Here is a 24,257-nt window from a genome sequence, read left to right on the forward strand (position 1 = left end):
GCCCTCGATCAGCCCTGATTGGATCAGCCCTGATTGGATCAGCCCTTGGTTGAATTAGCCCTGAGCCGCGGCCGGTTGCTTCGGTGCCGGCGCAGCGGTGCCCCCGTCGGCAGCCTCAGCGCTCTTGGCGTTGGCCTCGATCTGGTTGATCGCATCGACCACGGCATCGAAGGTCAGCAGGGTCGATGCGTGGCGGGCCTTGTAATCCCGGACAGGCTCGAGCAGCGCGACATCGGCCCATTTTCCGTCCGGCGGCGCGCCGTTTTCCTTCAGCATCTTGCGGACGGTCTCGCGCAACGCGCGCAATTCGTCGGCGTTCGAGCCGACGACATGCCGGGCCATGATCGAGGACGAGGCTTGGCCAAGCGCACAGGCCTTCACGTCATGGGCGAAATCGGTCACCACGGGGCCGTCCATCTTCAGATCGACCTTCACAGTCGAGCCGCACAGCTTGGAATGGGCGGTGGCGGTGGCGTCCGGATGGTCCAGCCGTCCGAGCCGCGGAATGTTGCCGGCCAGCTCGATGATTCGCTTGTTGTAGATGTCGTTCAGCATGTGCGTGACGTCCCGGAATTACCGGCGGGTCGGCCTTGGCGGCCGGGTTTCATCGCCCTATATTGTGACTATATGGAAACGATTGGCAGGAATTCCAGCCACTTCCGCAGGCACCGGCGCCAAAAGCGCCAAGCGTGCGGATCACACCTCTGCAGGTGACGCCGTCCAAGGTGACGCTCTGCCGGTGACACTCCGGTCGGTCCGCCGACCGGTCGAACGGAGACGAGATGGACACTTTGATCAAGACGCTGCGCGCGACCAAGCCCGACGCCAAGCCCTCCGATGCCAAGCCGTCCGATCCCAAACTGGCTGCTGAGCGCCCGTCGGGGCTCGATCCGGCCGAGTTTCTCGCCGCCGCCGTGGGGCCTGACCGTCCGCGACCGTCGCGCGCCGAGGCCGAGGCGGCGGTCTATACGCTGCTGAATTACATCGGCGAGGACCCGACCCGCGAGGGGCTGATCGATACGCCGCGCCGCGTCGTCGAGGCCTATGACGAGCTGTTCCAGGGCTATCACCAGTGCCCGGCCGAGGTGCTCGACCGCACCTTCGGCGAGACCGCCGGCTATGACGACTTCGTGCTGATTCGCGACATCGAGTTCACGTCGCAATGCGAGCATCACATGATGCCCTTCTATGGCCGCGCGCATATCGCCTATACGCCGGTCGAGCGGGTCGTCGGCCTGTCCAAGCTCGCGCGCCTGACCGACATCTTCGCCCGCCGGCTGCAGACCCAGGAGCATCTCACCGCCCAGATCGCGGCGGCTATCGACGAGGTGCTGAAGCCGCGCGGCGTCGCCGTGATGATCGAGGCGGAGCATACCTGCATGTCGGTGCGCGGCGTCGCCAAGCACGGCGCGGTCACCTTCACCAGCCGCTTCACCGGCATGTTCCGCGACAATCCGGCGGAGCAGTCGCGCTTCCTCTCCATGGTGCGCTCGCCGCAACGGTGAGCCCCGCCCGGATATCGAGCAGAGAGAGTCGTGTCTTCATCCTCAGTTGAACGCGAGGAGGGCTCCGCCTTCCTGCCCAAATTCGACGCGGCCGGCCTGGTCACCTGCGTGACCACCGACGCTGCGAGCGGCGACGTTCTCATGGTCGCCCACATGAATGAAGAGGCGTTGCGCAAGACGGTTGCGACCGGCGAGGCCTGGTACTTCAGCCGCTCGCGCAACGCGCTGTGGCGCAAGGGCGAGAGTTCGGGGCAGACCCAGCGCGTCGTCGAGATGCGCACCGATTGCGACCAGGACGCGGTGTGGCTGCGGGTCGAGCAGCGAGGGGCCGCCTGCCACACCGGCCGCCATTCCTGCTTCTACCGCAAGGTCGAGCGCTCCGATGATCAAGGCGGCGCCAAGCTCGTCTTCGTGGATGCCGACCGGCTGTTCGATCCCGCCACGGTCTATCGCAAGTAGGTCAGAGACCTGCATCCCTGACATCCGCTGTCGTTCAATGGCCGCGTTGGCGGCGCGGAGTTAACGCGCCGTTAACCATACCGGTCGCATTTTGCCCGGCGTTTCCGGCGCGTTCGTTTGCCAGCGATTCTGCAAAAGGGCGGGTCATCATGTCGGTCGACGCATCCAATTCCTCGTCCCCAGGGCTGCTCGACGGCGTCCGGGCCAAGGTCGCCGGTGCGATCAAGCAGGCGGCCGACACGGTCGGCGCGAGCTTCGAATATCTGCTGTCGACCGCCAAGATGGAGTCGGACTTCAATCCGACGGCCGGCGCGTCGACGTCGTCGGCGCGCGGACTTTATCAATTCATCGACCAGACCTGGCTCGGCACGGTGAAGGAGGCCGGCCCCGATCTCGGCTACGGCCAGTATGCCGACGCGATCAGCCGCAACTCGTCCGGCGAATACACCGTCAGCGATCCCGCCATGCGGCAGGCGATCATGAAGCTGCGTGACGATCCGCAGGCGTCCTCCGCGATGGCCGCCGCGCTGACGCAGTCGAACAGCTTTCAGCTCACCGCCAAGCTCGGCCGGCGGCCGAGCGATGCCGAGCTCTATATGGCCCACTTCATGGGTGTCGGCGGCGCGGCCAAGCTGATCTCAGCCGCCCAGGACACGCCGAACGCCTCGGCCGCTCAGATCTTTCCGAATGCCGCGGCGGCCAACCGGTCGATCTTCTACGACCGCGACGGCCAGGCCCGCAGCGTCTCCCAGGTCTATTCGGTGCTGAACACTCGCTATGCTGGCGCCGCCAACTCTTCCACAACCCGAGGCGCGCTTGCGCTCTATGGCGGGGCGTCATCGCCGGCCAATGTTGCCGGCGGCGGCGCGCTGCCGACCACCGACACGGCGACGTTCCTGTCGATGTTCCCCGATGCCCGCGGCTCCGCGCAAACCGCATCGGCGAGCGTCGCAGCCGTAAGCCGGCCGTCCGATCCGATGTTCCGCTCGCTGTTCCAGGTCGACGGCGGGGCCGCTCCGGCGGTGTCTGCTGACGTCCGCCACCTGTGGGGACGCGCCGCCGTCGCCAGCGCGACCTCGGCCGAGAGCAGCGGCAGCAACGGCAATAACAGTAGCGGTCAGCGCCGGCTCGACCTGTTCAGCGATCCCAACGGGACGTTCTCAGGCTGACGTTTTGCTCGCGCGGCGGATTTCGGCCCGCTTGGCGCGTATCCTTCAATGAAAAATCTTGCACACCTGGAGATCAGGAGGCGATGCGCCTGCCTGCGCGCGTCGCATCTTCTCAGTTAAACTACGGCAAAAACCCGCGATTTTAGGTGCTGGAGTAGTGGTTTTCCCGGGCGTCTTAACAAAACATCAATAAAACCAGTCACTTATGGTGAACGCTTTGTTAAGCGTCGTGGTTTATTTTCGGTGCTGTTGAGGCCCTCGTGGCCTTGTTTGCAAGTTGCGTAAGCCGGAAAGACCATGATCGTTCGGCAGTTTCTCAGTTGGGTCAGAACCGCGCCCGCCGGTGAGCGGGCAGAGGCCACCAGGGCTCTTGCGCGGGCGTGGTTGTTGTCGGATCTCTCGGATGAGGATCGCGGCGCCGCCGAAGGTGCGCTGCTCATGCTCCTCGATGATCCCTCGCCGCTGGTGCGGCAGGCCATGGCGGAGGTGTTCGCCCGCACGGACGAGGCGCCGGCCGCCATCGTCCAGGCGCTGGCCACCGACCAGCCCTCGGTCGCCGCCATCATCCTCGAACATTCGCCGCTGCTGATCGATGCCGACCTCGTCGACATCGTCGCGACCGGCAATTGCGAGACGCAATGCGCGATCGCGCGGCGCATCGGCCTGCCGGCGCCGGTCTGCGCCGCGATCGCCGAGGTCGGCAGCGCCGCGGCCGCGCTCGAGTTGATCGAGAACGCCTATGCCGAGCTCCCGCCGTTCTCATGGGACCGCATCGTCGAGCGTCACGGCCATCTCGCCGCGATCCGCGAGGCCATGCTCGTGCTCGACGATCTGCCGGCGGCGACGCGCGCCGCGCTGGTCGACAAGCTCTCCGAAACACTCGCCCAGTTCGTCGTCGCCAGGAACTGGCTCAGTGCCGACCGGGCAGGGCGTATCACCAGCGAGGCGCGCGACCGCTCGACCATCACCATCGCGGCGCGCTCGCGCGGCGAGGAGCTGCGCGGTCTGGTGCAGCACCTGCGTCTCACCTCGCAGCTGACGGCGGGCCTGATCCTGCGCGCGCTGCTCTCGGGCAATGTCGAGTTGTTCGAAATTGCGCTGTCGGAGCTGTCCGACATGCCGCGGGCGCGGGTCTCGGCCCTTCTCAACGACCGCGGCCGCGCCAGCCTGCAAGGCTTGCTGCGCAAGGCGGGCATTCCGGACACGACCTTCGATGCGTTCCGCATCGCGCTCGAGGTCTGCCGCGAAAACGGCTTCGCCGACACGCTCAGTGGTGCCGCGATCCTGCGCCGCAAGATGGTCGAGCGCGTGCTCACCCATTGCGCCACCGATCGCGACGCCGCCGAGCCGCTGCTGATCCTGCTGCGCCGCTTCGCCACCGAATCCGCGCGCGATGAAGCCCGCGAGTTCTGCGATGAGGTGATGGCCGAGGATTTCGTCGCCGGGCTGGAGTTCGGACTGATGGCGGCGTAGTCCGCGCTTCCTCCAGCCGTCATTCCGGGGCGCGCGCAGCGCGAGCCCGGAATCCATAATCCCGAGTCGGGATGTGGCGAAGACAAGCGCCACAGCCATCGCGCCTCACATCGCGGCCTGTGGCTATGGATTCCGGGCTCGCGCTACGCGCGCCCCGGAATGACGAGGAGAGAGGGTTGCCCGAAGTCTTGCGTCGAATCCCGCAGGAAAGCGGTGCGCGGCGGCTCAGCGTCGCCTGTCCAATTACGGCTGATCGCTCGGCACCAGGCTCGGCGCCAGGATCGCTTCGAGGTGCTCGGGGCGATTGCGGTTGACCTGGATCAGATAGTCGTCCGCGACACGGCGCAGGCGGCGGCTTAGTTCGGCGGCCACCGTCGGGCTGTGATACTTGGTGTGATCGTGCACGATCGCCTGGATGGCGTTGACGTGATGCTCGAACAGCTCGGTCGGAACCTTCTCCAGATCCGGCGCATGCTCGATGATCCGGCACAGGCTGTCGGCCACTTCGGCCGCGGCGGGGTAGCCGAAGGTCGCGGCGTCGCCCTTGATGTCGTGGGCGGCGCGAAACATTTCCTCGCAGGCGTCGTCGTCGAAATGGGTCTTGAGCATCGCGGCGTAGCCCTTCGACAGGCGCTCCGCTTCGGTATCCATCCAGGATTTGAACTCGCCGGACAGTCCGGCCAGCGCGGCCTCGGCGCGCGCGATCGGATCGTCGAGATCCTTCTCGTCGGCCCGGCGCAGCACCTTCTTCAGCGGATTGGGCTGGGTGATGACGTGATGCGAGGCGTAGCTCTTGACCTGGATCGCCGGGGCCTTGTCCTTCGCCATCTCGATATCCTCAGGTGCTGCCGATCAACGCGAGCTGTTGATGTGAAGACTAGCCGAGCAACCGCATGTGCGATGCAGCGATTCCCGGACGGCGTTAACAGGGGCTCACTGCCGAGCCCCTAAACTGCGGAGCGCGCTTTATCCAGAAGTGACGGCTGCTGGAAGATCTCGGCCTCGCCGCCGACGCGGCGCTCCGGGCCGATGTAGGCGGTATTGGTGTTGCGGCGCCGGTCCGGGCCGAAATAGGTCTTGGTCTTGATGAAGGGCCGGGGATTGGCGACCACGTTGAGAATGCGCTGATACAGGCCCTTGGCCGAGATCGGCTTGGCGAGAAACTCGGTCACGCCGGCGTCGCGCGCCACGGTGACGCGACGCTTCTCGGAGTGGCCGGTCAGCATGATGATCGGCGCGTAGGGATTGCCCTTGGCCTCCGGCTGCCGGATCATCTGCGCGAGCTCGAGCCCGTCGAAGATCGGCATCGCCCAGTCGGTGATGACGATGTCGGGCGAGAAATGGGTGTACATTTCCAGCGCGGTCGCGCCGTCCTCGGCCTCGTTGACCTCGCGCGCGCCGAACGAATGCAGCAGCGTGCGCAGGATGCGGCGCATGTGCGGATTGTCGTCACAGACGAGAAAGCGAAGCTTGTTGAAGTCGATGCGGTACATCTGGCCGGCCTGAGGGCATCACCAATGAAGGTGGTCAACGCGCATTAACCATACGGAGCGCCGGGTTAACAAAGCGTTGCGGGCGGGCGTGTTTCGAGCAGAGGTGCCGCTGTCTCCGCACGTCATTCCGGGGCGCGCCGCGCAGCGGTGCGAGCCCGGAATCCATAACCCCGAGCGCAAGTGTGGCGAAGACGAGAGCGACCACTTTCTCGCGCCTCACACCATCCTGTGGCTATGGATTCCGGGCTCGCTCGCCGCCTTCGGCGGCGCGCGCCCCGGAATGACGAGGCAGGCGTTCTAATACCCGAACTGCTCGCTCAGGATCCGTTCTTCCAGGCTATGTCCCGCGTCGAACAGCATGCGCATCGAGATCGTCTTGTCCGACAGCACCTCGACGCGCTGGACGTTGCGGACCTCGTCGTGGTCGGCCACCGCGGCCACCGGGCGCTTGTCGCCTTCGAGCACCTCGATGATGACATAGGCGGTGTTCGGGAGGAGGGCGCCGCGCCAGCGCCGCGGCCGGAAGGCGCTGATCGGCGTCAGCGCCAGCAGCGCGGCGTTGATCGGCAGGATCGGGCCCTGCACCGAGAGATTATAGGCGGTGGAGCCTGCGGGCGTCGCCACCAGCACGCCGTCGGCGATCAGCTCCGGCATGCGCTCGCGCTCGTCAATCAGAATGCGCAGCCGCGCGGTCTGCGCGGTCTGGCGGAACAGATAGACCTCGTTGATCGCGTGGTGGATGTGAACGGTACCTTGTACATCGGTCGCCCGCATCAGCAGCGGGTGGATCACCGATTCCTGCGCAGCCGCGAGCCGTCCGTGCAGGTCGATGGTCGAGAACTCGTTCATCAGGAAGCCGACGGTGCCGCGATGCATGCCGTAGATCGGCTTGCCCGAGCGCATGTGGTCGTGCAGCGTCTGCAGCATCAACCCGTCGCCGCCGAGCGCGACCACGACGTCGGCCAGATCGGGATCCGAATTTCCATACAGCGAGGAAAGCTGCGTCAGCGCGGCCTGGGCCTCGGGACTTGGACTCGCGACGAAGGCGATCCGCTCATATCGCTTGGGCGTGGTCATGCGTCGCAAGGCTCGCTGGTCGTTGGCCGGTTGAAGGCGCCGTGTCGTCTACCCGACCTTGGCCGTGCTTGTCCATCGCGGCCGGTATTGCGGGGCAATGCGGCCGCGATGCGGGCCGATCTCGCCCGGAACTGGGCGCTCACCGCGGCAGCCTTGCGGGCTGTGACACCGTCATCCCGGCGTCATTTTTCCTGGAGCGTGCGCACGGGGTCCCAAGCCGCCGGGGGGCCCTCGCGCGCCGCGCTCACGCGTTCGGCGAACAGCGCGCTCGGCACATCCGCCGCCGCGGCGGATGCGAAGCATTCGGCCGCCTGCAACAGCTCGCCCGCGCGCCAGTGCGCGACACCGGCCGCATAGCCGTCGAGCACGGCGCGATCGTCCGGCGTCAGCTCGGCGGCGCGGCCATGGAGCTCGTAGATGGTCAGCGACTGCTCGCGACCCTTGACGCGGATGGTGTCGAGCTCGCGCCAGGCGAACTCCGAGCCGGCGAGCGCGACGGTGCTCTCCGAGGCGATGATCGTGGTGCCGTAGAATTTGTTGGCGCCTTCGAGCCGCGACGCCACGTTCACGGCGTCGCTCATCACGGAATAGTTGAAGCGGCGCTGCGAGCCGAAATTGCCGACCAGCGCGGCGCCGCTGTTGATCCCGATGCGCTGCGCCATCTTGATGCCCTGGAAGGCGGTGGACGAGCTGTTCAGCTCCGCGAGCCTCGCCTTGCAGTCGAGGGCCGCGCGCGCTGCGCTTCGGGCATGGTCGGGATCGTCGAGCGGCGCGCCGAACACTGCCACGACGGAGTCGCCGATATATTTGTCGACATAGCCGTCATGGGCCTCGATCACGTCCGTGATCGCCGAGAGATACTCATTGGTCAGCGCCATCAGTTGCTCCGGCGACATCTGCTCGGCGATGCGCGAGAAGCCTGCGATATCGGAGAAGAACACCGTGACCTCGCGGGTCTCGCCGCCGAGCTGAGGCAGACGCCGCGAGGCGAGCATGCGATCGATCTCGCGCGGTGCGAGATAGTAGGCGAAGCTCTTCTGCAGCAGGCGCCGGTCCTTGTCGGTGACCATGAACCGATAGCCGGTGGTCGCCGCCAGCGCGAGCACGCCGGCGGCAAGCGGCTCTGCCAGAGGCAAGGCATAGGCATGGTTGAAGAGAGCAGTGGCGAGCGCCGTGTAGAGAACGGCCAGCACCGCCAGCAGCGCCGCGGCCGTGGCCGGTCTCAGCAGCCGCGCGAATGCCGCGGCGAGCAGGGCCATGGCGGCGGCGATCGTGAAGATCGCTGGTCCGCTCATTTCGATCGCTGCGTCCTGCCGGACGAGGTTGTTGACCGCCGTCGCATGAATATAGACGCCGGCGATCGTGCTGCGGGCAAATGTCTCGGCCACCCGGCGCTCGCCGAGCACGCAGCGCGGCCGCCGCGCGCCCTCGGCACGGGTGGCGAAGCGTTTCGAGGTCACCCGCCGGTCCTCGATGCCGACCGTACCGATCAGGACGACCTTGCCGGCGAACTCGCGGCGGAAGTAGTCCTTGTCGCCCTTGAGCGCGCAGGCGCGCAGGTCGGCAAAGGAGTAGGTCGGGATGTCCTGCGCGCCGCCGGCGAAGTTCAAGGTCATCGTCCCCGGCACGCTGCCGGGTACGCGATAGTCGCCCAGCATCACCGCGTCCGGCGCAATCACCGGCGGCGTGCCGCGGGCGCGGGCTGCCAGTTCGAGCGCCATGCTGGGCACGGCCTTGCCCTCCGCCGACAGCGTCAGCGGATGGCGGCGGACGACATCGTCGCTGTCCGTATAGGTGTTGAGTGGCCGCAGGTTCTGCTGCTGGCGCACCGCGATGCGCTGGCCGGGGGCGGGCAGGATCGGCGGCTCGCCGAAGATCTCGCCCAGCACCACCTTGCCGCCCGCGGCCGCCGCGGCGAGCGCGCGCAGGAAATCACGGTCGAAGCCGCGGGTCTTCTCGCCGAGCGTGGAGTCGCCGAGGGGAATCTCGGACTGCTCGATCGAGGTCTGGAACACCATGTCGAGGCCGACTACCTTGGCGCCGCCATCGAGCACGGCCGACAGCACCCGGCCGATCTCACCGGTCCAGGTGAGCAGCGGCGCTCCCTTGAACGGCGGCGCCTGATAGCTCTCCTCGTCGATGGCGATGACGACGGCGGGACTCGTCGCAGCGTCATGGCGATTGCCGAAGGCTTCGAAGCGCAGCCAGGTCAATGCGTCGAGCGAAAGGCCGCGGAAGCGCTCGAACGCCGGCGAAGCGAACACGCCGGCACACGCCAGCGCGATGGCGATCACGGCAAGCGCGTCACGCGTCCGGCGTCCGATCGCCACCGCCAGCCGCTTTCAATCTCAGTTGAGTCGGATCAGTCGCCCGACCACGGGCCCTGGACCCGCCTTGGCCTGCGCATCGATCTTGAAGACAATCCGCGCAGGGCCGAACATCGCGACATAGGTGCCGCCCGGCGTCAGCGGATGGCTGGTGCCGGCGAAATCGTAGAACCGTCCCTTGTACTGCCGGCCGGACAGCTCGACCTCCTGGCGCTCGCCGGGCTGGTCGATCCGTTCGACGATCAGGGTGCCGCGCCCCTTGGCTTCGAAGATCGGTGAGGCGCCGTAGATGATGGCCTGCGCCACCGGCGCGCTGTCCGGTCCGACGCTGCGCACGATGGTCGCCGCCACCTCGCTGGTTTCGCGGGAGGTCGCCTGGGCGTGGCTGGCATCGCAATTGACGATGTCGCTCTTGAGCGCCGCGCCGTCGACCTTGCTCTCGCCGGGACCGACGGTGACGCTGCCGGCGCCGCTGACGGTCTCGCGGCGGCAGGATTTGAGGTAGCTCATCACCACGGCGCCGTCGGAGCCGAGCTTGATCACCTGGCCGGGCGCGACATAGTCCATCAGCTCGGCACCGGCGACGTCGCCCTGGACGTCCTCGACCAGCGCCGCCGGCGGCCCGGCCCAGGCCACTGACGGCCCGAACAGGGCCGAGGCGGCGAGCCCGGTCAGGGCTGCGACGATGAGCCTCGATGATGTCATGATGAACTCCGTGATCGCGCCGTGAGCGCGCCTTCTGTCCCATGATTGGGACGTTCGACGGGATCGAGAGGTTCGAGCCCATAACATACCTTACGGAGGACGGGCACTGGCATGGATGTGACCTGGATCACGGAAGCTTGGGTTGAGGTTGGTCCCCGGCCACGTTTCATGCGTTTGCAATGACAGAGCGAAAAGCTGCCGCGTTGCCCCAAGCCCATGGTCCAGGGAGTGAGTTGATGCCCGAATCGAGATCGCCCGCCGGTTGGCCCCGCCTGCTGGCCCTGGCCGTGACGGTCATTCTGGCCGGCCAGCCGGTGTGCGCGCAGGACACGCCGCCGGCGGCGGCGCCGACGCAGGACGCCGTTGCGCCCGGCGCGCATCGCTCCGGCTCCGCCGGCACCCGCGCCGCCAGCCCGCCGAGCTCGCCACCGACGGCGGATCAACACAAGCTTCCGGCGGATTCGACCACCACGCAGACGCTCGAATTGCCGGGTCGCACGCTGTCGTTCACGGCGACGGCGGGTTCGATCCGGCTGTTCGATGACAAGGGCGAACCTCAGGCCGATATCGCCTACACCTCCTACCAGCTCGACGGCGTCGACCGCGCCACCCGTCCGGTCACCTTCTTCTTCAACGGCGGTCCCGGCGCATCCTCCGCCTATCTGCAGCTCGGCAACGCCGGCCCGTGGCGGATCGGGATCGACGCGGCCAGCGTCACGCCGTCGTCGAAGCCGGAGCTGATGCCCAACGCCGACACCTGGCTCGACTTCACTGATCTCGTCTTCATCGATCCCGTGGGCACCGGCTACAGCCGCTTCGTCGCGACCGGCGACGAGGTCCGCAAGCGCTTCTTCTCGGTCGACGGCGATGTGCGCTCGCTGTCGCTGATGGTACGCCGCTGGCTCGAGAAACACGACCGGCTGGCCTCGCCGAAATTCGTCACGGCCGAGAGCTATGGCGGCATTCGCGGGCCGAAGATCGTCAACAACCTGCAACAGGACCAGGGCATCGGCGTGAGCGGCCTGATCCTGGTGTCGCCGCTGATGGACTTCCGGGAGTATTCGGGCTCCAGCCTGCTGCAATATGTTGCGAGCCTGCCGAGCTTTGCCGCCGTCGCCAAGCAGATGAAGGGGCCGGTGACGCGCGCCGATCTCGCCGATGTCGAGCGTTACGCCAGCGGTGACTTCCTGCTCGATCTCGTGCGCGGCGAGGCCGATACCGAGGCGACCAACCGGCTCGCGGACAAGGTCGCGAGCCTGACCGGTATCGACCAGGCGGTCAGCCGGCGGCTGTCGGGCCGCTTCGATGTCTCGGAGTTTCGCCGCGAGTTCGACCGCAAGAACGGCCGCATCACCGGCCGCTATGATGCCTCGGTGCTGGGCATCGATCCGTATCCGGATTCGAGCCACTCGCGCAGCTCCGATCCCTCCGGCGACGTGCTCACCGCGCCGCTGACCAGCGCCGCAGTCGAGCTGACGCGTAAGTTGAACTGGCGTCCCGACGGCTCCTACGAGCTGTTGAGCGGCGCGGTGAACCGGAGCTGGGATTTCGGCCGCGGCATCAGCCCGCCGGAATCGACCGGCGAGCTCAGGCAGATTCTCGCGCTCGATCCCAAGCTGAAGCTGCTCGTCGGTCACGGCCTGTTCGATCTGGCGACGCCGTACTACGGCTCGAAGATCCTGCTCGACCAGTTGCCCGCGTTCGCGCGGCCGCCCCGCGTCAAGCTCGTGGTCTATCCCGGCGGCCACATGTTCTATTCGCGCGACGATGCGCGCAAGGCGTTCCGCGGCGAAGCCGAGGCGATGATGAAGGAGGGCAGGTAGCTCGTTGTTTTGAGCCGCCACTCTGTCCACTCGTCATTGCGAGCGTAGCGGCGTAGCGAAGCAATCCAGAATCCTCGCGCCGTCCTGGATTGCTTCGCTGCGCTCGCAATGACGGCGTGGCAAGCACTCGGGCTAACTCTCCTTCTTCCGCCGACCCTTCGGGTACTTCTTCTCCATCTCCGCCTTCAGCACGCGCTCCGGCCGCAGCCGTGCGCCGCCGAGCCAGACTTCGCTGACACCGGACTTGGCGCGCACGCGCCGGACCGGCTCGCCATGGCTTGAATAGCCTGCGGCGTGCGCGATACGGCCTTGGTCGCGCCCCGTCACCTCGATGCGCGGCGCATCGATGAACGGGTTGATGAAGGACGGATTGGCCACCATCACCTGTTCGCCGAAGGGGACGAGGTCGAATGCGCTCCACAGCGTCCACAAGCGCCCGGTCCAGTCGCGTGTCTTGCGCGACGGTGCGCCATGGGTGGCAAAGGCCTGCAGGATGAACTTGACGCCGTTGGCCCAGGCCGGCGCCCAGCCATCGATCGCGTTGGTCAGCACGGTGATCGCGATCTCGCGCGAGGGGATGACGGAGGTGCGCGAGATGTAGCCCTGGAAGCCTCCGCCATGGCCGAACCAGTCGAAGCCGGCGGTGGTGCCGCTCATCAGCGCCAAGCCGTAATAGGCTTCCTCGATGTCCTGCGGCACGCGCCATTGCCGGCGCACCATCTCGCGGCGACTCGCGACCGAGAGCAGGCTCTTCTTCGCGTTGGGGGCAAGCTGGGCAAAGAAGCGGGCCGTGTCGGCGGCGGTGGCGACGATGCCGGCGGCCGCCATGATGGCGTGTGTCGGATTGTCGCCTGGAATCACGGCGCGCCGTCCCAATGGCACAATGCGGGAATGGCCGCGCGCGAACGGCACGGTCTTGCCCAGCAGCGTCACGTCCGGCGCGCTCTCGCGCAAGCCCAGCGGCGCCATGATCTCGCGCTGCAGCCAGCTGGGGTAGGGCTCGCCGGTGATCTGTTCGATGACGAGGCCGAGCAGGCCGTAGCCATGGTTGGAGTATTTGAAGCGGCTGTTCGGCTCGATCGCCGGCGGCAGCTTCAGCTCGGCCAGCAGCTCGTTCCAGTCGAGATACGGGCGGCCGTCGGTGAACTGGCCGGAATCCCTGCCGTCGCGAACGAGGCCAGCCGTATGCGAGAGCAATTGGCCGAGCGTGGCCGTGGCGACCTCCGGATGCAGGTCCTTGACGTAGTCGCCTACGGCATCGTCGAGCTTCAGCCGCTTCTGCTCGCGCAGCCGCATGATGCCGGCCGCCGTGAAAGCCTTGGTGTGAGAGGCGATCCGGAAGCGATGCCGCGGCGTCAGCTTCTCGCCACTGTCGAGATTGGCGTGCCCGAAGGCCGCTTCCAGCACGATCTCGCCGCGATGGGCGATCGCGATGATGCAGCCGGGCTGTCCGGAGAGTTCGACCTGATACGCCAGCCAATCCTTGATGTAACCGAGTGCCGCGCCAAGCCAGGGCTCCACGACCATGCCTCCTGTTCGAGCGCGCGAACCGTCGTGCGCCGGAAGCGGTATATTGATCGGAGGAACGGTGGGGGACAATGGGGGGCGCGTAGTCTGGATGAGCGTAAGCGACATCCGGGTCCAACACGACCGCCTGCGATGAACCCGGGTGTCGCTCCGCTTACCCGGGCTACAAGCTCCAAACGAAAATGGCGCAACCCTTTCGGGTTGCGCCACTGTCGAGATCGGATCAGGTCCGATCGCGTCTCAGTAGACGAGGCCGGTGCCCGGCTGCTTCTCGAGCGCGTCGGCCAGCGAGCGATATTCTGCGCTGTTGGTGCCGGCGAGCTGCGCGACCTTGTCGAGGTGGAACTTGGCCTGCTCGCGGTTGCCCTGTTCGAGCTGCCACAGGCCATAGTACTGCCAGGTGCGCACGTGGTTCGGATCATCCGCCAGGGCCTGCTCGTAGTACTGCTTGGAGGCCTGGTAGTTGCCGAGCTTGCGGTAGGAGTAGCCGATCAGGTTGGCGACGTCGGCGACGTCCTCACGGTTCAGCGCCTTGAGCTGCTCGATCGCGGTGGCGTAGTCGCCGCGGTCATAGATCGAGGTGTAGGCGGTACGGTAGGCCGCCAGGAACTTCGGATCTTCGATGCTCGAGCTCTTGTCCTTCTTCTTCTTGGACGAATCCGAGGCCGGCGGCGACGACGGGGTGTCGCTGCCCGCGGCATAGGCCTTCGACAGAAGCAGCGGCCCGGAGGCCACGGCCATGGAGAACAGCGCCAGCGTGGCGATCCTGATCGCAGACTTTTTCATTCGTATCTCCCGAGTTGTCGATCCAACAGGTGACTGCGCGAGCAGAAGAACTCCCGCAGCTGCGAAATATTCCCGGCCATTTGCGCGGATTTTGCGCCGCGATCGGTGCATTATACGGACGACAAGATGACAGGCCAGTCACTTCGATGACTATCCCTTCATGTGCATGAACTGAAAACCTCGCTTTACTTCAGGGTGGGTTCAGTGCCGGTTCCTTATCGTCGTCTCCATGATCGCGAGCCCATCCAGTCTGGATGGAGCCTCCAGATCATCACATCACGGAGACGACCATGCTGAAGTCCATGTCTGTTGCGCTGCTCGCCGCGTCGATCCTGGCTGCGCCCGCGTTCGCCGCAGGTCCCGCGAAAACCGATACGTCCGCCAAGCCCAATCAGACCACCGGCGTGACCACGGGGGCCGCGAAGACGGAAGCCGGGAAGACCGACGCGTCCAAGACCGTCACCACGACCAAGTCCGATACCAAGGCCGATGCCAAGACCGACTCCAAGTCCGAGTCCAAGTCCGGCCCGACGCAGGCGGGCGACAAGACCAACGAGATGAAGCCGGCCGTCGACAAGAAGGGCAAGCCGCACGCCTCGCTGCTCCGTCACACCCATCGCCATACGGCGCACCTCCGCCATCACAACAAGGTGAAGGTCTCGCATGCGGTCAGCCACACGAAGGTGAGCCTGAAGCGCGTCACCCCGGCGACCCGCCGCGGCTGAGGTGTCGAAGCCTCGATCAGCCCCAGCCGACGCCCTCAGGGCGTCGGCGGTGGCAAGACGATGAGGCACTTTCGGGCGATGCGCGCGGCGGCCTCGGCGTGGCCGGCGTTAGGGTGGCGCACCTCGGCGCTCCCGGCCGAATGCGCCGATTTCCTTCGCCACCCGCTTTCGGCTAGAAGCCGGTGACGCGGGTGGTGGCGAACGGATTGGTCGGCCGTGGGGAAGAGGATATCGGGCTGGTGGCCGGCAGCTGCGCTGGCCCTGTTGCTGGCGGGCTGCGCGAGCGGTGGTCCTGCCGCCTTTGTCAGCGAGGACAATCGCGGCATCGCCTATACCGGGGATCGCGGCGTCGACAGCCAGCCCTTTCCGGCGAACTACCGCGGCGAGATTCTGGCCTATCTGAGGACCTACCTGAACAATCCCGCCGGGGTGCGCGAGGGCGTGATGGCCGAGCCCGTTCAGCGGACGGTCGGCGGCCGGCTGCGCTATGTCAGCTGCCTGCGCTATGCGGCGCGCGAGTCCGACGGCAGCTATCGTCCGGCGCGGGAGCGGGCGGCGATCTATGTCGACGGCCGGTTCGATCGCCTGGTCGAGGACGCCGGCGAGCTTTGCGCCGGATCGAGCTACGCGCCGTTTCCCGAACTGGCCAGCCTGACGCGCTAGGCTGCAGCATTTCGTCTGCGGCATTTTCGACGGTCTGCCACGACGTCGCAGCGCCTTGCCGAGCCGCCGTCACGATCACAAGTCAGAGACGAGTTCAAACGCTTTGCCGCCGCGCTGCGACCAAATATCGGGCGAGGCGTCAGCTTCACGAAATATTCGGGAAGCCTATGGAACAAAAGGCCTTTGTTGCCCCCTGGTGACACGCGGTGAGTATTCACAGCTGCGTCACCGCCATTGGGCAACCCAAATGCGGCCATGATGTTCGATAGATGTCGCAAACGAATAACGGGGACGTCCCATGAAACGCTTTTTCTTGAGTGCAGTGGCTTTGACCGCTTTGGCTGCCCCGGCGTTCGCCGCCGACATGCCCGCGCGCACCTACACCAAGGCCCCCGCCTATACGCCGCCTCAGGCGATCTACAACTGGACCGGCTTCTACCTCGGCGGCCATCTCGGCGGTGTCTTCGCGGGCAACAACAGCCTGGAAGGCAACAATGGGCGCTTCCTCGGTGGCGTGCAGGGCGGTTTCGATTACCAGTTCGCGCCCAACTGGGTGCTGGGCATCGAGGCCCAGTACAGCTGGATGGACCGCAACACCACCAATTTCGGTTTCCCGGGCGCGACCGTCGTGAGTTCGACCGGCGCCAACCAGCTCGGCTCGGTCACTGGCCGACTGGGTTACACCTGGGGTCCGGCGCTGCTCTACGCCAAGGGCGGCTACGCTTGGCGTGACGGCAACAATCTCGGCGTCACCGTCGCCGGCGTCCCGGCGGGCTTCACCACCTCGGGCAACAGCAAGGACGGCTACACCGTCGGCGCCGGCCTGGAATACATGTTCGCGCCGAACTGGTCGGCCAAGGCCGAGTACCAGTACTACAATTTCGGCAATACCACTTTCACGGGCGGCCCGGCGCCGGTCGTCGGCAGCCGCTTCAACAGCGACGAGCATACGGTCAAGGTCGGCGTGAACTATCGCTTCGGCTGGGGCGGTCCGGTCGCCAGCAAATACTAGCCTTGTGACCGTCGTCGCCTGACGGCGGTCAAAAGCAGGCTAAAATGTGAGGACGCCCGCCATCGTGCGGGCGTCTTGCTGTTCGAGGTTGGGCCACCACGAGAAGGAGGCGTGCTCACGCACTGCAAAAAAATTTTCAAACCTCCGTGAAACTTTCATCATCAGTTGTTATTATGAGTCCGCCGGTTTGATGGATCATTCCCACATGCGTATCTTGGTGTCCGTGCTGTTGCTCTCGGCGGCTGCTTTGCCGTGCTCCGCCCAGACTATCCTGAAGTCTGAACCGTTGATGCTGGCGCCCTACGAGGTCGCGCTGGTGCAGACCGCGTCTTGCCCGTCCGGCAAGGTGCTCAAGGTCACCGGTGCGATCCGCGGCCTCAGCCGCAAGCGGGCCTGCGTCGCGCTGCCGTCTGAAACGGCTTCGCTCGCCACGGCGACGCCCTGAGGCGGGCTTCACGGCCAACCGCAGCGGCCAGCTCCGGCTGTCCGCTGATCGCCTTTTCGTCTTTGACGGAATCCTCCCATTCTTGATCGGCCATCCTCGATCGCAGGGTTCGATCGAGGCCGCTTTGCCGATAAGCGTTTGAGCGTTGGATGCCTGCGCGCATCGCGCGGGACACGTCCTCGGCCGATCTGGCATCCGTGGGCCCGGAGCCGTTTCGACGGCACGATGCGGCGAGCCGGCCGCTTGCTCAGGATGCGAACGGGATGTTGAACTCCTGCTCGGCCTCGACCCGGTTCTGCCAGGGATCTTCCTCCGGCTCCGCGGCGCAGGGCCGGATCTCGTAGTCATTGTCGAGCTGCAGATGGGCGGCCGCCTGGCGCGCGTTCACGGTCACGTCCACCACCAGCCCGCTCTGCCGCGCCAGTCGCCAGACATCCCCTTCGGTCGGGTAGGACTTGCTCAACTTGGCGTCGTTGCAAAACAGGGCGTAGGGCATTCCAAGCGGCTCCAGAGACGCGAACGATGAACCGAGGATGAACATCGGTTGTAGCGAGAGGCGGGCACCTTCGCGGCCGCAAGGCGGCCATTTCGGCGCGGCCGAGTCGTAAACGAGTCCTAAATTTTTGAAAAAAGAATCCGTGGGACTCCGGGGCTAGAATCGCCAGATGGTTAAGTCCATGGGAACCGATCTCCACATCTTTTGCGGGCGGATCCAGCTGACGCTCACCTTTGGGCTGCTGCTCGCCTTCGTCGCCAATGTGGCGCTGCTGTGCGCCTGGCTGTGAGCCGGCGCGTCACGATGCGAGGGACTATCCGGGATTTGCCACGCCGCGCCGCGCGCGCTCAATCCTCGGGGAGCGGGGTGCCGTCAGCCGACGCTTTGAGGCGCGCGATCGTTTCGCTGAAATACGCCTGGCGCTCGCGGTTGAAGCGCTCCTGATGAGCGCGAAATCGCGCCACCCGGGCGCGGATCTCGGTCTGCATGTCACGCTGCAACTGGAGCTGCGACGCGATGCTGGTGAAGCGCTCGGGCGCGACCGTGGCTTGGCGGGTTGCGGCCGCGTCCTGGGCCGCAGCCTCTCGCGGACGTCCCGCCTGTAACGGGGAGGGCGCCGACCGCATGGTCATTGAAGCGGCATTTTCAGGATTGCTGATGACGGGCTGTGACACCAGCGGCAAGCCGGTCGTGTGCGAGGCGAGAGGCTGAGATTCAAGCGGCGGAGAGACAAGCGGCGGAGATGCAAGTGGCTGCGAGACAATCGGGGCCGTCGCAGGAGCGGCTGCGTCGAACTGGGCGAAATCAGCCGGCTTGCCGGTGACCGACTGGACAAAGGCCATCGTCTGCGCGATCAGCGCATCACGCTCTTCCTTCCATGTCATGCCAGTCGTCCCCCAGAAGGTCGCAATTGCAACAAAATAACGTCGCGGAATCAAGCTGGAACACCAGTGACTTCTGGGGATAAGCGCGAGTCTTGCATGAGTTGTGGCAACATTGTTGCCGCAGTCTGTGCTTCTTCCGTCCCACCCGCAGAAGGCGATACCGCCAATGCGGTCACTTGCAGATGGTTCCTGTCGTCCAGATGGTTTCGATCGACCTTGGCAGGCGCGGCTTGACAGAAGAGGGTGGCTCTCGCCTATCACCGGTACGGGCATAGCGGCCATCCGCAGCTCTCCTTGGTCTGAAACCCATTTCAGCCTTTCCGACGAACCCGGCTTTTCTCGATGGACAACCCCTCGCGTTCAGAGCGCTCGCGCAAGGCCGCGCTGACCGCCGCCCTCACCATTATCGCCCGCGACGGTCCCGGACGGCTGACCCTTGATGCGATTGCGCGCGAGAGCGGCCTCAGCAAAGGCGGGCTCATGCACCAGTTTCCCAACAAGGAGGCTGTGCTCAAGGCGCTGCTCGAACAGCAGTTCAGGCATTTCGACGACTTCGCCAATGATTTCAGGGCCAAGGCCGGCGAAGCAGGGGGGCAGCCTGAACTCGCCACCCAGATTGCGATCTCCCGCGAGCTGATCGCGCAGCAATATTCGGTCGCTCAGGCCATGCTCGGTGCGCTGGCCCAGGAGCCCAGCCTGCTGGCCGACGCCCGCGCCAAGGATGCGGAGCGCCTCGCCGAGATTCGTGGCGAAGCGCACGACCCCGATCTCGCCGTGTTGCGTTGGGCCGCGGCGAGGGGACTTGCGCTCATGGCACTGCTGCGCGTGTCCCCACTCGAGGCGAGCGAGCTCGACCGCCTGTTCGAGCGGCTGCGCGACAACCGCCAATGGCCCGGTGTCACAGCGGATAGTCGTCCAAGCCCTGAACCGTCCAAGCCCTGAACCGCCCAAGCCCTGAACCGGCCAAGTACTGACCGCCCAAGTACTGACCGCTCAAGTACTGACCGCTCAAGTACTGACCGCTCAAGTCCTGACGCGTTCAAGTCCTGATCGTCAGGTCCTGACGGCGGTCTCCTCCCTGTCGGCCGCGGGTCACGATTAACCAGAACTTCAGCAAATCCCTTTACAAACCGACTAGTCGGTTTATAAAGATTTGGCCGATTTTGCATCGCAGCAGTGACAAGAGGGTAAAGGCATGAGCGGTTGGTCTCGAACGGCCGGTATCGTCGCGGTGGCGGCAACCGGCTTCTGCGCCGGGTGCAACACCGTGACGCCGGTGGCCTATTCCGAAGTAGCATCGTCGCGATATCTGGCTCCCAATCCTTCTGATGCGTCGGGGCGGATCCCTTATCGTTACGCGGCCGCCACCGATTGGCGCGGCTATGACAAGGCGATCCTCGAGCCGGTCGTGATCTATCGTGGCCGCGATCATCAGTTCGGCGACATGTCCGAGCAGGACAAGGCGAAGCTCGCCACCTATATGCACACGCGTTTTCAGGAAAGCCTCGCGACGCGCTTCCAACTCGTCGGTCAGCGCGGCCCAAACACGCTGCGCTTACGGCTGACCTTGACCGGAGCCGTGACCACGACGCCGGTCCTCGGCACCGCCTCGCGCTTCGATCTTGCCGGTGCTGTCTACAACGGGGTGCAGAGCGCGCGCGACGGCGAGGGGCTGCTGACCGGCTCGGTGTTCTACGCGGCAGAGATCTTCGATGCCGCAAACGGCAGGCTGCTGAACGCCTTTGTCAGCAAGCAGTATCCGGCGCCCTATGACATTCCGGCCAGCGTCGGTGCGCTCGCGGCCGCACAGGCAGGGATCGACAAGGGCGCCGATGCGCTGGTCGCCCAGCTCCGATGAGTGGCCAAAGGGCTCCGGAGGCACGAGACGACCGATCAGCTGATGGCCGGATGTGCTCGCTCGGAAACAGCGTGCGCGGACAGCTCGATCCGACGTCGCGTGCATCCCCCCGACATGGACCATCCGCATCACCGCTCTCTCAACAGCCCGCCCGCCGCGTCAGCGCGTGGATCGAGGCGATGGAAACAACGAGGTTCTTCGACATGAAATTAAGATTTCTTGTTCGCGTCAGCTTGCGCATCGTGGTCAGCCTGATGGTGTCGATGGCAGAAGGTCGCGGCAACGCCGCACCGGTGAGCGATCCGATCGGCACTTGGCTGACAGAGGACGGCCGCGCCCGCATCCGCATCGAGCGCTGCGGCGCGGCGTTGGATCGCATCTGCGGCTATGTCGTGTGGATGAACGAGACTGCCGATGCCAAGGGGCAGCCGTTCCGGGATCGCCTCAATCCCGATCCGGCCAAGCGCGGCCGCCTGCTGCTCGGCCACCAGATGCTGCTCGGTCTGAAACTGAATGCCGACGGCCGCTACACCGGCGACGTCTACAATGCCGAGGATGGTAAGACCTATAACGTCTCGATCTGGTTGGAGAGACCGAGAATTCTGGCCGTGAAAGGCTGCCTCCTGGGCCTGTTCTGCGCGACTCAGGGCTGGGCGCAGGTGACCGATCTGGTGCCGGGTCAGCTCTTAGCCGCAACAGGGGACGGCGGCGGGCCGGTCCCAGATCAGGATTGGGCCCCGACGAGACCTGCCCAGCCGGCGGCGAAAGCCTCTGCTTCGGCCAAGATCAAGACAGGGGGGAATTGAGCGATATCTGGCAAATGGTGCCGGCTGAGGGGATTGAACCCCCGACCTTCGGTTTACAAAACCGCTGCTCTACCGCTGAGCTAAGCCGGCAAGCGCCTCGACGAGAGGTCTCGTCCGGTCGCGTGACGAGGCCCTCCAGCGCGCGGTGTTCCTACCAGAGATGATCCGGTCCGGCTACTGCCTTGCGCCGGACGCAGGGATGGATCCCTGCACGCAGAAGGGGCGGCCGTGAGGCCGCCCCCAACGAGACGAACGGGGCCTCGTTCTTACTGGCAGATGTGCATCGCGCCGTCGGCGCCCTTGAACATGGTGCCGGGGCGGCAGACCAGGCCGTTGCGGGTCGCGTAGCTGTTCCAGTCGCCGTAATAGCCGAGCTGGCCGCGGTCATAGCTCGGCTGCGAATAGCGGTACGGGCCGGGATCGTAGGCATAGGCGTCGGCCGTGCGGAACGGCGCCGTGGCGATTGCGCCGGCTGTGCCGATCGCCGCGCCCGCGACGCCGGCGGCAGCGCCGACCGCGCCCGCTGCAACGTCGGCCGGCCAGAAGCCGGTGCCGCGGCGATTCCAGTCGTTGTTCCAGCCGTTATTGTTCCAGCCATTGTTGGACCAGTTGGCGTCCGCGCGCTGCTGCATCATCGCGCCGTCCTGGCGGGCCATGTGGTGCCGGTGGTGCATGTCGCGCGCCATGGCCGGGCCGGCGAGCGCCGTCGCGAGAACAGCAGCCCCGAGAAGTGCAGATCGAATCATGGGTAACTCCGTCGTTGCGCCCCATCTGCTAAGTTGATGCGGCCTCAGCCGTTCCGCATCCTCAGATGTTTTTGACCGCGCCCCGATCAAGCGGCGCCCCGATGCTTCGCAGGCGACGGCTGAACATCCGCCATTAACCCTCGCGCCTGAACGGGTCCCGGGCCTTAACTCCGAAAGAATGGCTCGCGCGTTAGGCTTACCGGCAGATTGACCCGCGCGCTTAACCCATGGAGGGGCGCGTTGCGGTATTGGTAGGGTAGCAACCGGGGCGTGAGTTCATGCGTTTTGCAACAGCTCTTCTGATTTTCATCGGGACGGCATCGGCCGCAGCCGCCAGCGAAGGATTCGAAATCGTCATCCCGCAGCGGCCCGGCGTGCCCGTCGTCATCAACGGCATCGACGCCTCCTATGCGGTGGTCGAAGGCCAGTACGGTCTCGGCCGCGGCAATTACATGCAGCCGACGATCTATGGCGGCCGGCCGGTCGAGCCCGAACCCTATGTCGGCCATTATTACCCGACCCTCGGTGCGAAGCCGGGCTATGGCCGGATGGAGATCGAGCCGCCGGCCGATCGCAAGCTGCCCAAGCCCGCCGAGAGCTATTCCCGTTCGTGGGGCGCTCAGTCCCAGATGCAGCCGGCCCAACCCGAGCCGCCGATGTATCCACCGGCCGTCATCCTCGCGCCACGAGACGGCGGCCCGTTTTACGATTCACCGCCAGCCTACCGGCGTTAGCCCGGCGACACCCTCGATCATCAAATCAAGCAAGAAACATCAACAGGAGCGAGTTATGCGTACAGCAATTTCAGGACTTGTGGCCATTGCCGGCCTTGCCATCGCCGGCAGCGCGCCGGCGTCGGCGTGCGGTGTCTCCGGCTGCTCGCCGTGCGGCTATGCCAGCCCGTGCGCGCCGCAGGTCTCCTACCAGCCGCAGGTCTCTTATCAGCCGAGGGTCACGTATCAGCCGACCGTGACCTACCAGCCCACGGTGACCTATCAGCCGCAATACGTCTATCAGCCCGGCTACACCTATGGCTCGGGCTGCGGCAGCTGCGGCGCCAGCTACGAGCGGCTGCCCGAGCCGACGCGGCAGTACTACTACGTCAACCAGGGCCCGACCTATAGCGGTCCCGGCGCCTTCGCGCCGTATCCGGCCTATGAAGAGCAGGCGCTCCCGGTCTACCGCTATCACCACCGTCGTCACGCCTATGAGGCGACCCGGGTCGCGCCGGAAGTGGTGTACGCCCAGCCGCGTCATTCCTATCGCTGGGGCGCCTCGCCTTATTATCACGGCCAGCGCGTGCTGCGCCGCTACTACTGATCTGACGCCCGACGTCAGGCGCGAACGCCCGCAACGAGGTTGCGGGCGTTTTGCTATGCGCGCATCAGTCCGAGCCGGCTGGCGCCGACATAGAGCGCGAGCACGGCGGCGTTGGAGACGTTGAGGCTCTTGATCGCGCCGGGCATGTCGAGCCGCGCCACCACGCTGCAGGTCTCCCGCGTCAGCTGCCGCAAGCCCTTGCCTTCGGCGCCGAGCACGAGCGCAAGCGGCGCGCGCAAGGTGACGGCGGCGATGTCCTGCTCGCCGGCGCTGTCGAGCCCCACCGTCTGGAAGCCGCGCTCGTTGAGCCGCGTCAGCGCGCGGGCGAGATTCTGCACCGTGATGATCGGCACCAGCTCCAGCGCGCCGGAGGCGGACTTGGCGAGCACGCCGGTGGCTTCGGGGCTGTGCCGCGCGGTGGTCACGATCGCCTTGACGTCGAACGCGGCGGCCGAGCGCAGGATGGCACCGACATTGTGTGGATCGGTGATCTGATCGAGCACCAGAATCAGCCCCTCGGCGTCCAGCGTGTCGATGTCGGGCGAGGGCAGGGGATCGGCCTCGGCGAGCAGGCCCTGATGCACGGCATCCGGGCCGAGCCGCCGATCGATATCGCCGGGACGGACGATCTCGGGCGTGACCCGCGTTTCGATTTGCTCGTCAGCCAGCCGCCGCGCGGCATTTTCGGTGAGGTAGAGCTTGCGAATTTTCCGTTTGGGGTTGGCCAGCGCCAGGCTCACGGTGTGCCAGCCATAGAGAATGACGGGACCGTCTGCGCCGGATTCACGCTCCCGCCAGGGCTGCGGACGCTCGAATCCGCGCGGTTTGCCGGAGAATTTGCCGCCCTGGCGGCGAAACGGGGGCTTTCGGTCGCGATCGCTCATGGCATGAGCTTCTGTCACGGCGAGCGGATTCTGGCAATTTGGCACCGCCGCCTTGGGAAAATTCGTCGTCGCTT

Annotated in this window: 27 protein-coding genes and 1 tRNA gene; 15 read left to right on the forward strand and 13 right to left on the reverse strand. The window is 65.9% G+C overall.

The genetic code is table 11. The annotated features are described in order from the left end of the window. Positions 1-54: 54 nt before the first annotated feature. Entirely contained in the window at positions 55-555 is a 501-nt protein-coding gene (locus ACQR1L_RS14535) for an iron-sulfur cluster assembly scaffold protein (RefSeq protein WP_434858628.1), read from the reverse strand. 227 nt (positions 556-782) lie between these two features. On the opposite strand from ACQR1L_RS14535, the gene folE reads away from it, so the two are divergent. The 4 genes from folE to ACQR1L_RS14555 all read left to right on the forward strand — a co-directional run bounded on the left by folE (position 783) and on the right by ACQR1L_RS14555 (position 4,606). After that, positions 783-1,505: a GTP cyclohydrolase I FolE gene (folE, locus tag ACQR1L_RS14540; RefSeq protein WP_434858629.1), complete on the forward strand. Its 723-nt coding sequence runs from the start codon at positions 783-785 to the stop codon at positions 1,503-1,505. Positions 1,506-1,535: 30 nt separating this feature from the next. Next, on the forward strand, positions 1,536-1,964 hold the full coding sequence (gene hisI, locus ACQR1L_RS14545) for a phosphoribosyl-AMP cyclohydrolase (protein ID WP_434858630.1): 429 nt from the start codon (positions 1,536-1,538) through the stop codon (positions 1,962-1,964). Between the two features lie 149 nt (positions 1,965-2,113). Further along, positions 2,114-3,133 carry a lytic transglycosylase domain-containing protein gene (locus ACQR1L_RS14550; protein WP_434858631.1) on the forward strand — a complete coding sequence of 340 codons (1,020 nt, stop codon included), beginning with the start codon at positions 2,114-2,116 and terminating at the stop codon, positions 3,131-3,133. A 297-nt stretch (positions 3,134-3,430) separates the two neighbouring features. Further along, positions 3,431-4,606 (forward strand): DUF2336 domain-containing protein, encoded by a 1,176-nt coding sequence (locus tag ACQR1L_RS14555; RefSeq protein ID WP_434858632.1) that lies wholly within the window; start codon positions 3,431-3,433, stop codon positions 4,604-4,606. A gap of 243 nt (positions 4,607-4,849) precedes the next feature. On the opposite strand, the gene ACQR1L_RS14560 is transcribed toward ACQR1L_RS14555, so the two are convergent. The 5 genes from ACQR1L_RS14560 to ACQR1L_RS14580 all read right to left on the reverse strand — a co-directional run bounded on the left by ACQR1L_RS14560 (position 4,850) and on the right by ACQR1L_RS14580 (position 10,208). Continuing rightward, on the reverse strand, positions 4,850-5,434 hold the full coding sequence (locus ACQR1L_RS14560) for an Hpt domain-containing protein (protein ID WP_434858633.1): 585 nt from the start codon (positions 5,432-5,434) through the stop codon (positions 4,850-4,852). Between the two features lie 119 nt (positions 5,435-5,553). Continuing rightward, positions 5,554-6,099, reverse strand: a complete 546-nt coding sequence (locus tag ACQR1L_RS14565) for a response regulator (RefSeq protein ID WP_006612921.1) — start codon at positions 6,097-6,099, stop codon at positions 5,554-5,556. Between the two features lie 297 nt (positions 6,100-6,396). Next, positions 6,397-7,176, reverse strand: a complete 780-nt coding sequence (locus ACQR1L_RS14570; RefSeq protein WP_434858634.1) for an NAD kinase — start codon at positions 7,174-7,176, stop codon at positions 6,397-6,399. A gap of 182 nt (positions 7,177-7,358) precedes the next feature. After that, complete coding sequence (locus tag ACQR1L_RS14575) at positions 7,359-9,506, reverse strand: CHASE2 domain-containing protein (protein WP_434858635.1); 2,148 nt, start codon at positions 9,504-9,506, stop codon at positions 7,359-7,361. An 18-nt stretch (positions 9,507-9,524) separates the two neighbouring features. Next, entirely contained in the window at positions 9,525-10,208 is a 684-nt protein-coding gene (locus tag ACQR1L_RS14580; RefSeq protein WP_434858636.1) for a hypothetical protein, read from the reverse strand. A gap of 236 nt (positions 10,209-10,444) precedes the next feature. Here ACQR1L_RS14580 and ACQR1L_RS14585 point away from each other — a divergent pair, with 236 nt between their 5' ends. Then, positions 10,445-12,031: a S10 family peptidase gene (locus ACQR1L_RS14585; RefSeq protein ID WP_434858637.1), complete on the forward strand. Its 1,587-nt coding sequence runs from the start codon at positions 10,445-10,447 to the stop codon at positions 12,029-12,031. A 132-nt stretch (positions 12,032-12,163) separates the two neighbouring features. On the opposite strand, the gene ACQR1L_RS14590 is transcribed toward ACQR1L_RS14585, so the two are convergent. Both ACQR1L_RS14590 and ACQR1L_RS14595 read right to left on the reverse strand, forming a co-directional pair. After that, positions 12,164-13,552: a serine hydrolase domain-containing protein gene (locus ACQR1L_RS14590; RefSeq protein ID WP_434858638.1), complete on the reverse strand. Its 1,389-nt coding sequence runs from the start codon at positions 13,550-13,552 to the stop codon at positions 12,164-12,166. 246 nt (positions 13,553-13,798) lie between these two features. After that, a complete protein-coding gene (locus ACQR1L_RS14595) occupies positions 13,799-14,344 on the reverse strand; it encodes a tetratricopeptide repeat protein (protein ID WP_434858639.1) in 546 nt (181 codons plus the stop codon). A gap of 290 nt (positions 14,345-14,634) precedes the next feature. Here ACQR1L_RS14595 and ACQR1L_RS14600 point away from each other — a divergent pair, with 290 nt between their 5' ends. From ACQR1L_RS14600 to ACQR1L_RS14615, 4 genes are all read left to right on the forward strand, one after another. Then, on the forward strand, positions 14,635-15,069 hold the full coding sequence (locus tag ACQR1L_RS14600; RefSeq protein ID WP_434858640.1) for a hypothetical protein: 435 nt from the start codon (positions 14,635-14,637) through the stop codon (positions 15,067-15,069). 216 nt (positions 15,070-15,285) lie between these two features. Beyond that, on the forward strand, positions 15,286-15,732 hold the full coding sequence (locus ACQR1L_RS14605) for a hypothetical protein (RefSeq protein ID WP_434858641.1): 447 nt from the start codon (positions 15,286-15,288) through the stop codon (positions 15,730-15,732). A gap of 298 nt (positions 15,733-16,030) precedes the next feature. After that, positions 16,031-16,744 (forward strand): outer membrane protein, encoded by a 714-nt coding sequence (locus tag ACQR1L_RS14610; protein ID WP_434858642.1) that lies wholly within the window; start codon positions 16,031-16,033, stop codon positions 16,742-16,744. Positions 16,745-16,949: 205 nt separating this feature from the next. After that, a complete protein-coding gene (locus ACQR1L_RS14615; RefSeq protein WP_434858643.1) occupies positions 16,950-17,189 on the forward strand; it encodes a hypothetical protein in 240 nt (79 codons plus the stop codon). 247 nt (positions 17,190-17,436) lie between these two features. On the opposite strand, the gene ACQR1L_RS14620 is transcribed toward ACQR1L_RS14615, so the two are convergent. After that, entirely contained in the window at positions 17,437-17,685 is a 249-nt protein-coding gene (locus ACQR1L_RS14620; RefSeq protein WP_434858644.1) for a hypothetical protein, read from the reverse strand. A gap of 181 nt (positions 17,686-17,866) precedes the next feature. Between ACQR1L_RS14620 and ACQR1L_RS14625 the strand changes: the two genes are divergently transcribed. Beyond that, positions 17,867-17,974 (forward strand): glucose transporter, encoded by a 108-nt coding sequence (locus ACQR1L_RS14625; RefSeq protein ID WP_434858645.1) that lies wholly within the window; start codon positions 17,867-17,869, stop codon positions 17,972-17,974. Between the two features lie 58 nt (positions 17,975-18,032). Here ACQR1L_RS14625 and ACQR1L_RS14630 read toward each other — a convergent pair whose 3' ends face one another. Then, positions 18,033-18,569 (reverse strand): hypothetical protein, encoded by a 537-nt coding sequence (locus tag ACQR1L_RS14630; RefSeq protein ID WP_434858646.1) that lies wholly within the window; start codon positions 18,567-18,569, stop codon positions 18,033-18,035. A gap of 342 nt (positions 18,570-18,911) precedes the next feature. Between ACQR1L_RS14630 and ACQR1L_RS14635 the strand changes: the two genes are divergently transcribed. The 3 genes from ACQR1L_RS14635 (at position 18,912) to ACQR1L_RS14645 (ending at position 21,233) form a co-directional block, all read left to right on the forward strand. Beyond that, on the forward strand, positions 18,912-19,511 hold the full coding sequence (locus ACQR1L_RS14635; RefSeq protein ID WP_434858647.1) for a TetR/AcrR family transcriptional regulator: 600 nt from the start codon (positions 18,912-18,914) through the stop codon (positions 19,509-19,511). A 253-nt stretch (positions 19,512-19,764) separates the two neighbouring features. Continuing rightward, on the forward strand, positions 19,765-20,427 hold the full coding sequence (locus ACQR1L_RS14640) for a DUF3313 domain-containing protein (protein WP_434858648.1): 663 nt from the start codon (positions 19,765-19,767) through the stop codon (positions 20,425-20,427). A 179-nt stretch (positions 20,428-20,606) separates the two neighbouring features. Beyond that, the gene (locus ACQR1L_RS14645; protein ID WP_434858649.1) at positions 20,607-21,233 is read left to right on the forward strand and encodes a DUF2147 domain-containing protein; all 627 of its coding nucleotides are present in this window, start codon (positions 20,607-20,609) and stop codon (positions 21,231-21,233) included. Positions 21,234-21,248: 15 nt separating this feature from the next. Here ACQR1L_RS14645 and ACQR1L_RS14650 read toward each other — a convergent pair. Both ACQR1L_RS14650 and ACQR1L_RS14655 read right to left on the reverse strand, forming a co-directional pair. Then, positions 21,249-21,323, reverse strand: a tRNA-Thr gene (locus ACQR1L_RS14650). Positions 21,324-21,499: 176 nt separating this feature from the next. Beyond that, entirely contained in the window at positions 21,500-21,979 is a 480-nt protein-coding gene (locus tag ACQR1L_RS14655) for a hypothetical protein (RefSeq protein ID WP_434858650.1), read from the reverse strand. 278 nt (positions 21,980-22,257) lie between these two features. On the opposite strand from ACQR1L_RS14655, the gene ACQR1L_RS14660 reads away from it, so the two are divergent. Then, complete coding sequence (locus ACQR1L_RS14660; protein ID WP_434858651.1) at positions 22,258-22,713, forward strand: hypothetical protein; 456 nt, start codon at positions 22,258-22,260, stop codon at positions 22,711-22,713. 55 nt (positions 22,714-22,768) lie between these two features. Beyond that, positions 22,769-23,299, forward strand: a complete 531-nt coding sequence (locus ACQR1L_RS14665; RefSeq protein ID WP_434858652.1) for a hypothetical protein — start codon at positions 22,769-22,771, stop codon at positions 23,297-23,299. A gap of 53 nt (positions 23,300-23,352) precedes the next feature. Here ACQR1L_RS14665 and rlmB read toward each other — a convergent pair whose 3' ends face one another. Next, on the reverse strand, positions 23,353-24,183 hold the full coding sequence (gene rlmB / locus ACQR1L_RS14670; protein WP_434858653.1) for a 23S rRNA (guanosine(2251)-2'-O)-methyltransferase RlmB: 831 nt from the start codon (positions 24,181-24,183) through the stop codon (positions 23,353-23,355). Positions 24,184-24,257 lie beyond the last annotated feature (74 nt).

Source organism: Bradyrhizobium sp. HKCCYLR20261 (assembly GCF_051168435.1).
Classification (GTDB): domain Bacteria; phylum Pseudomonadota; class Alphaproteobacteria; order Rhizobiales; family Xanthobacteraceae; genus Bradyrhizobium.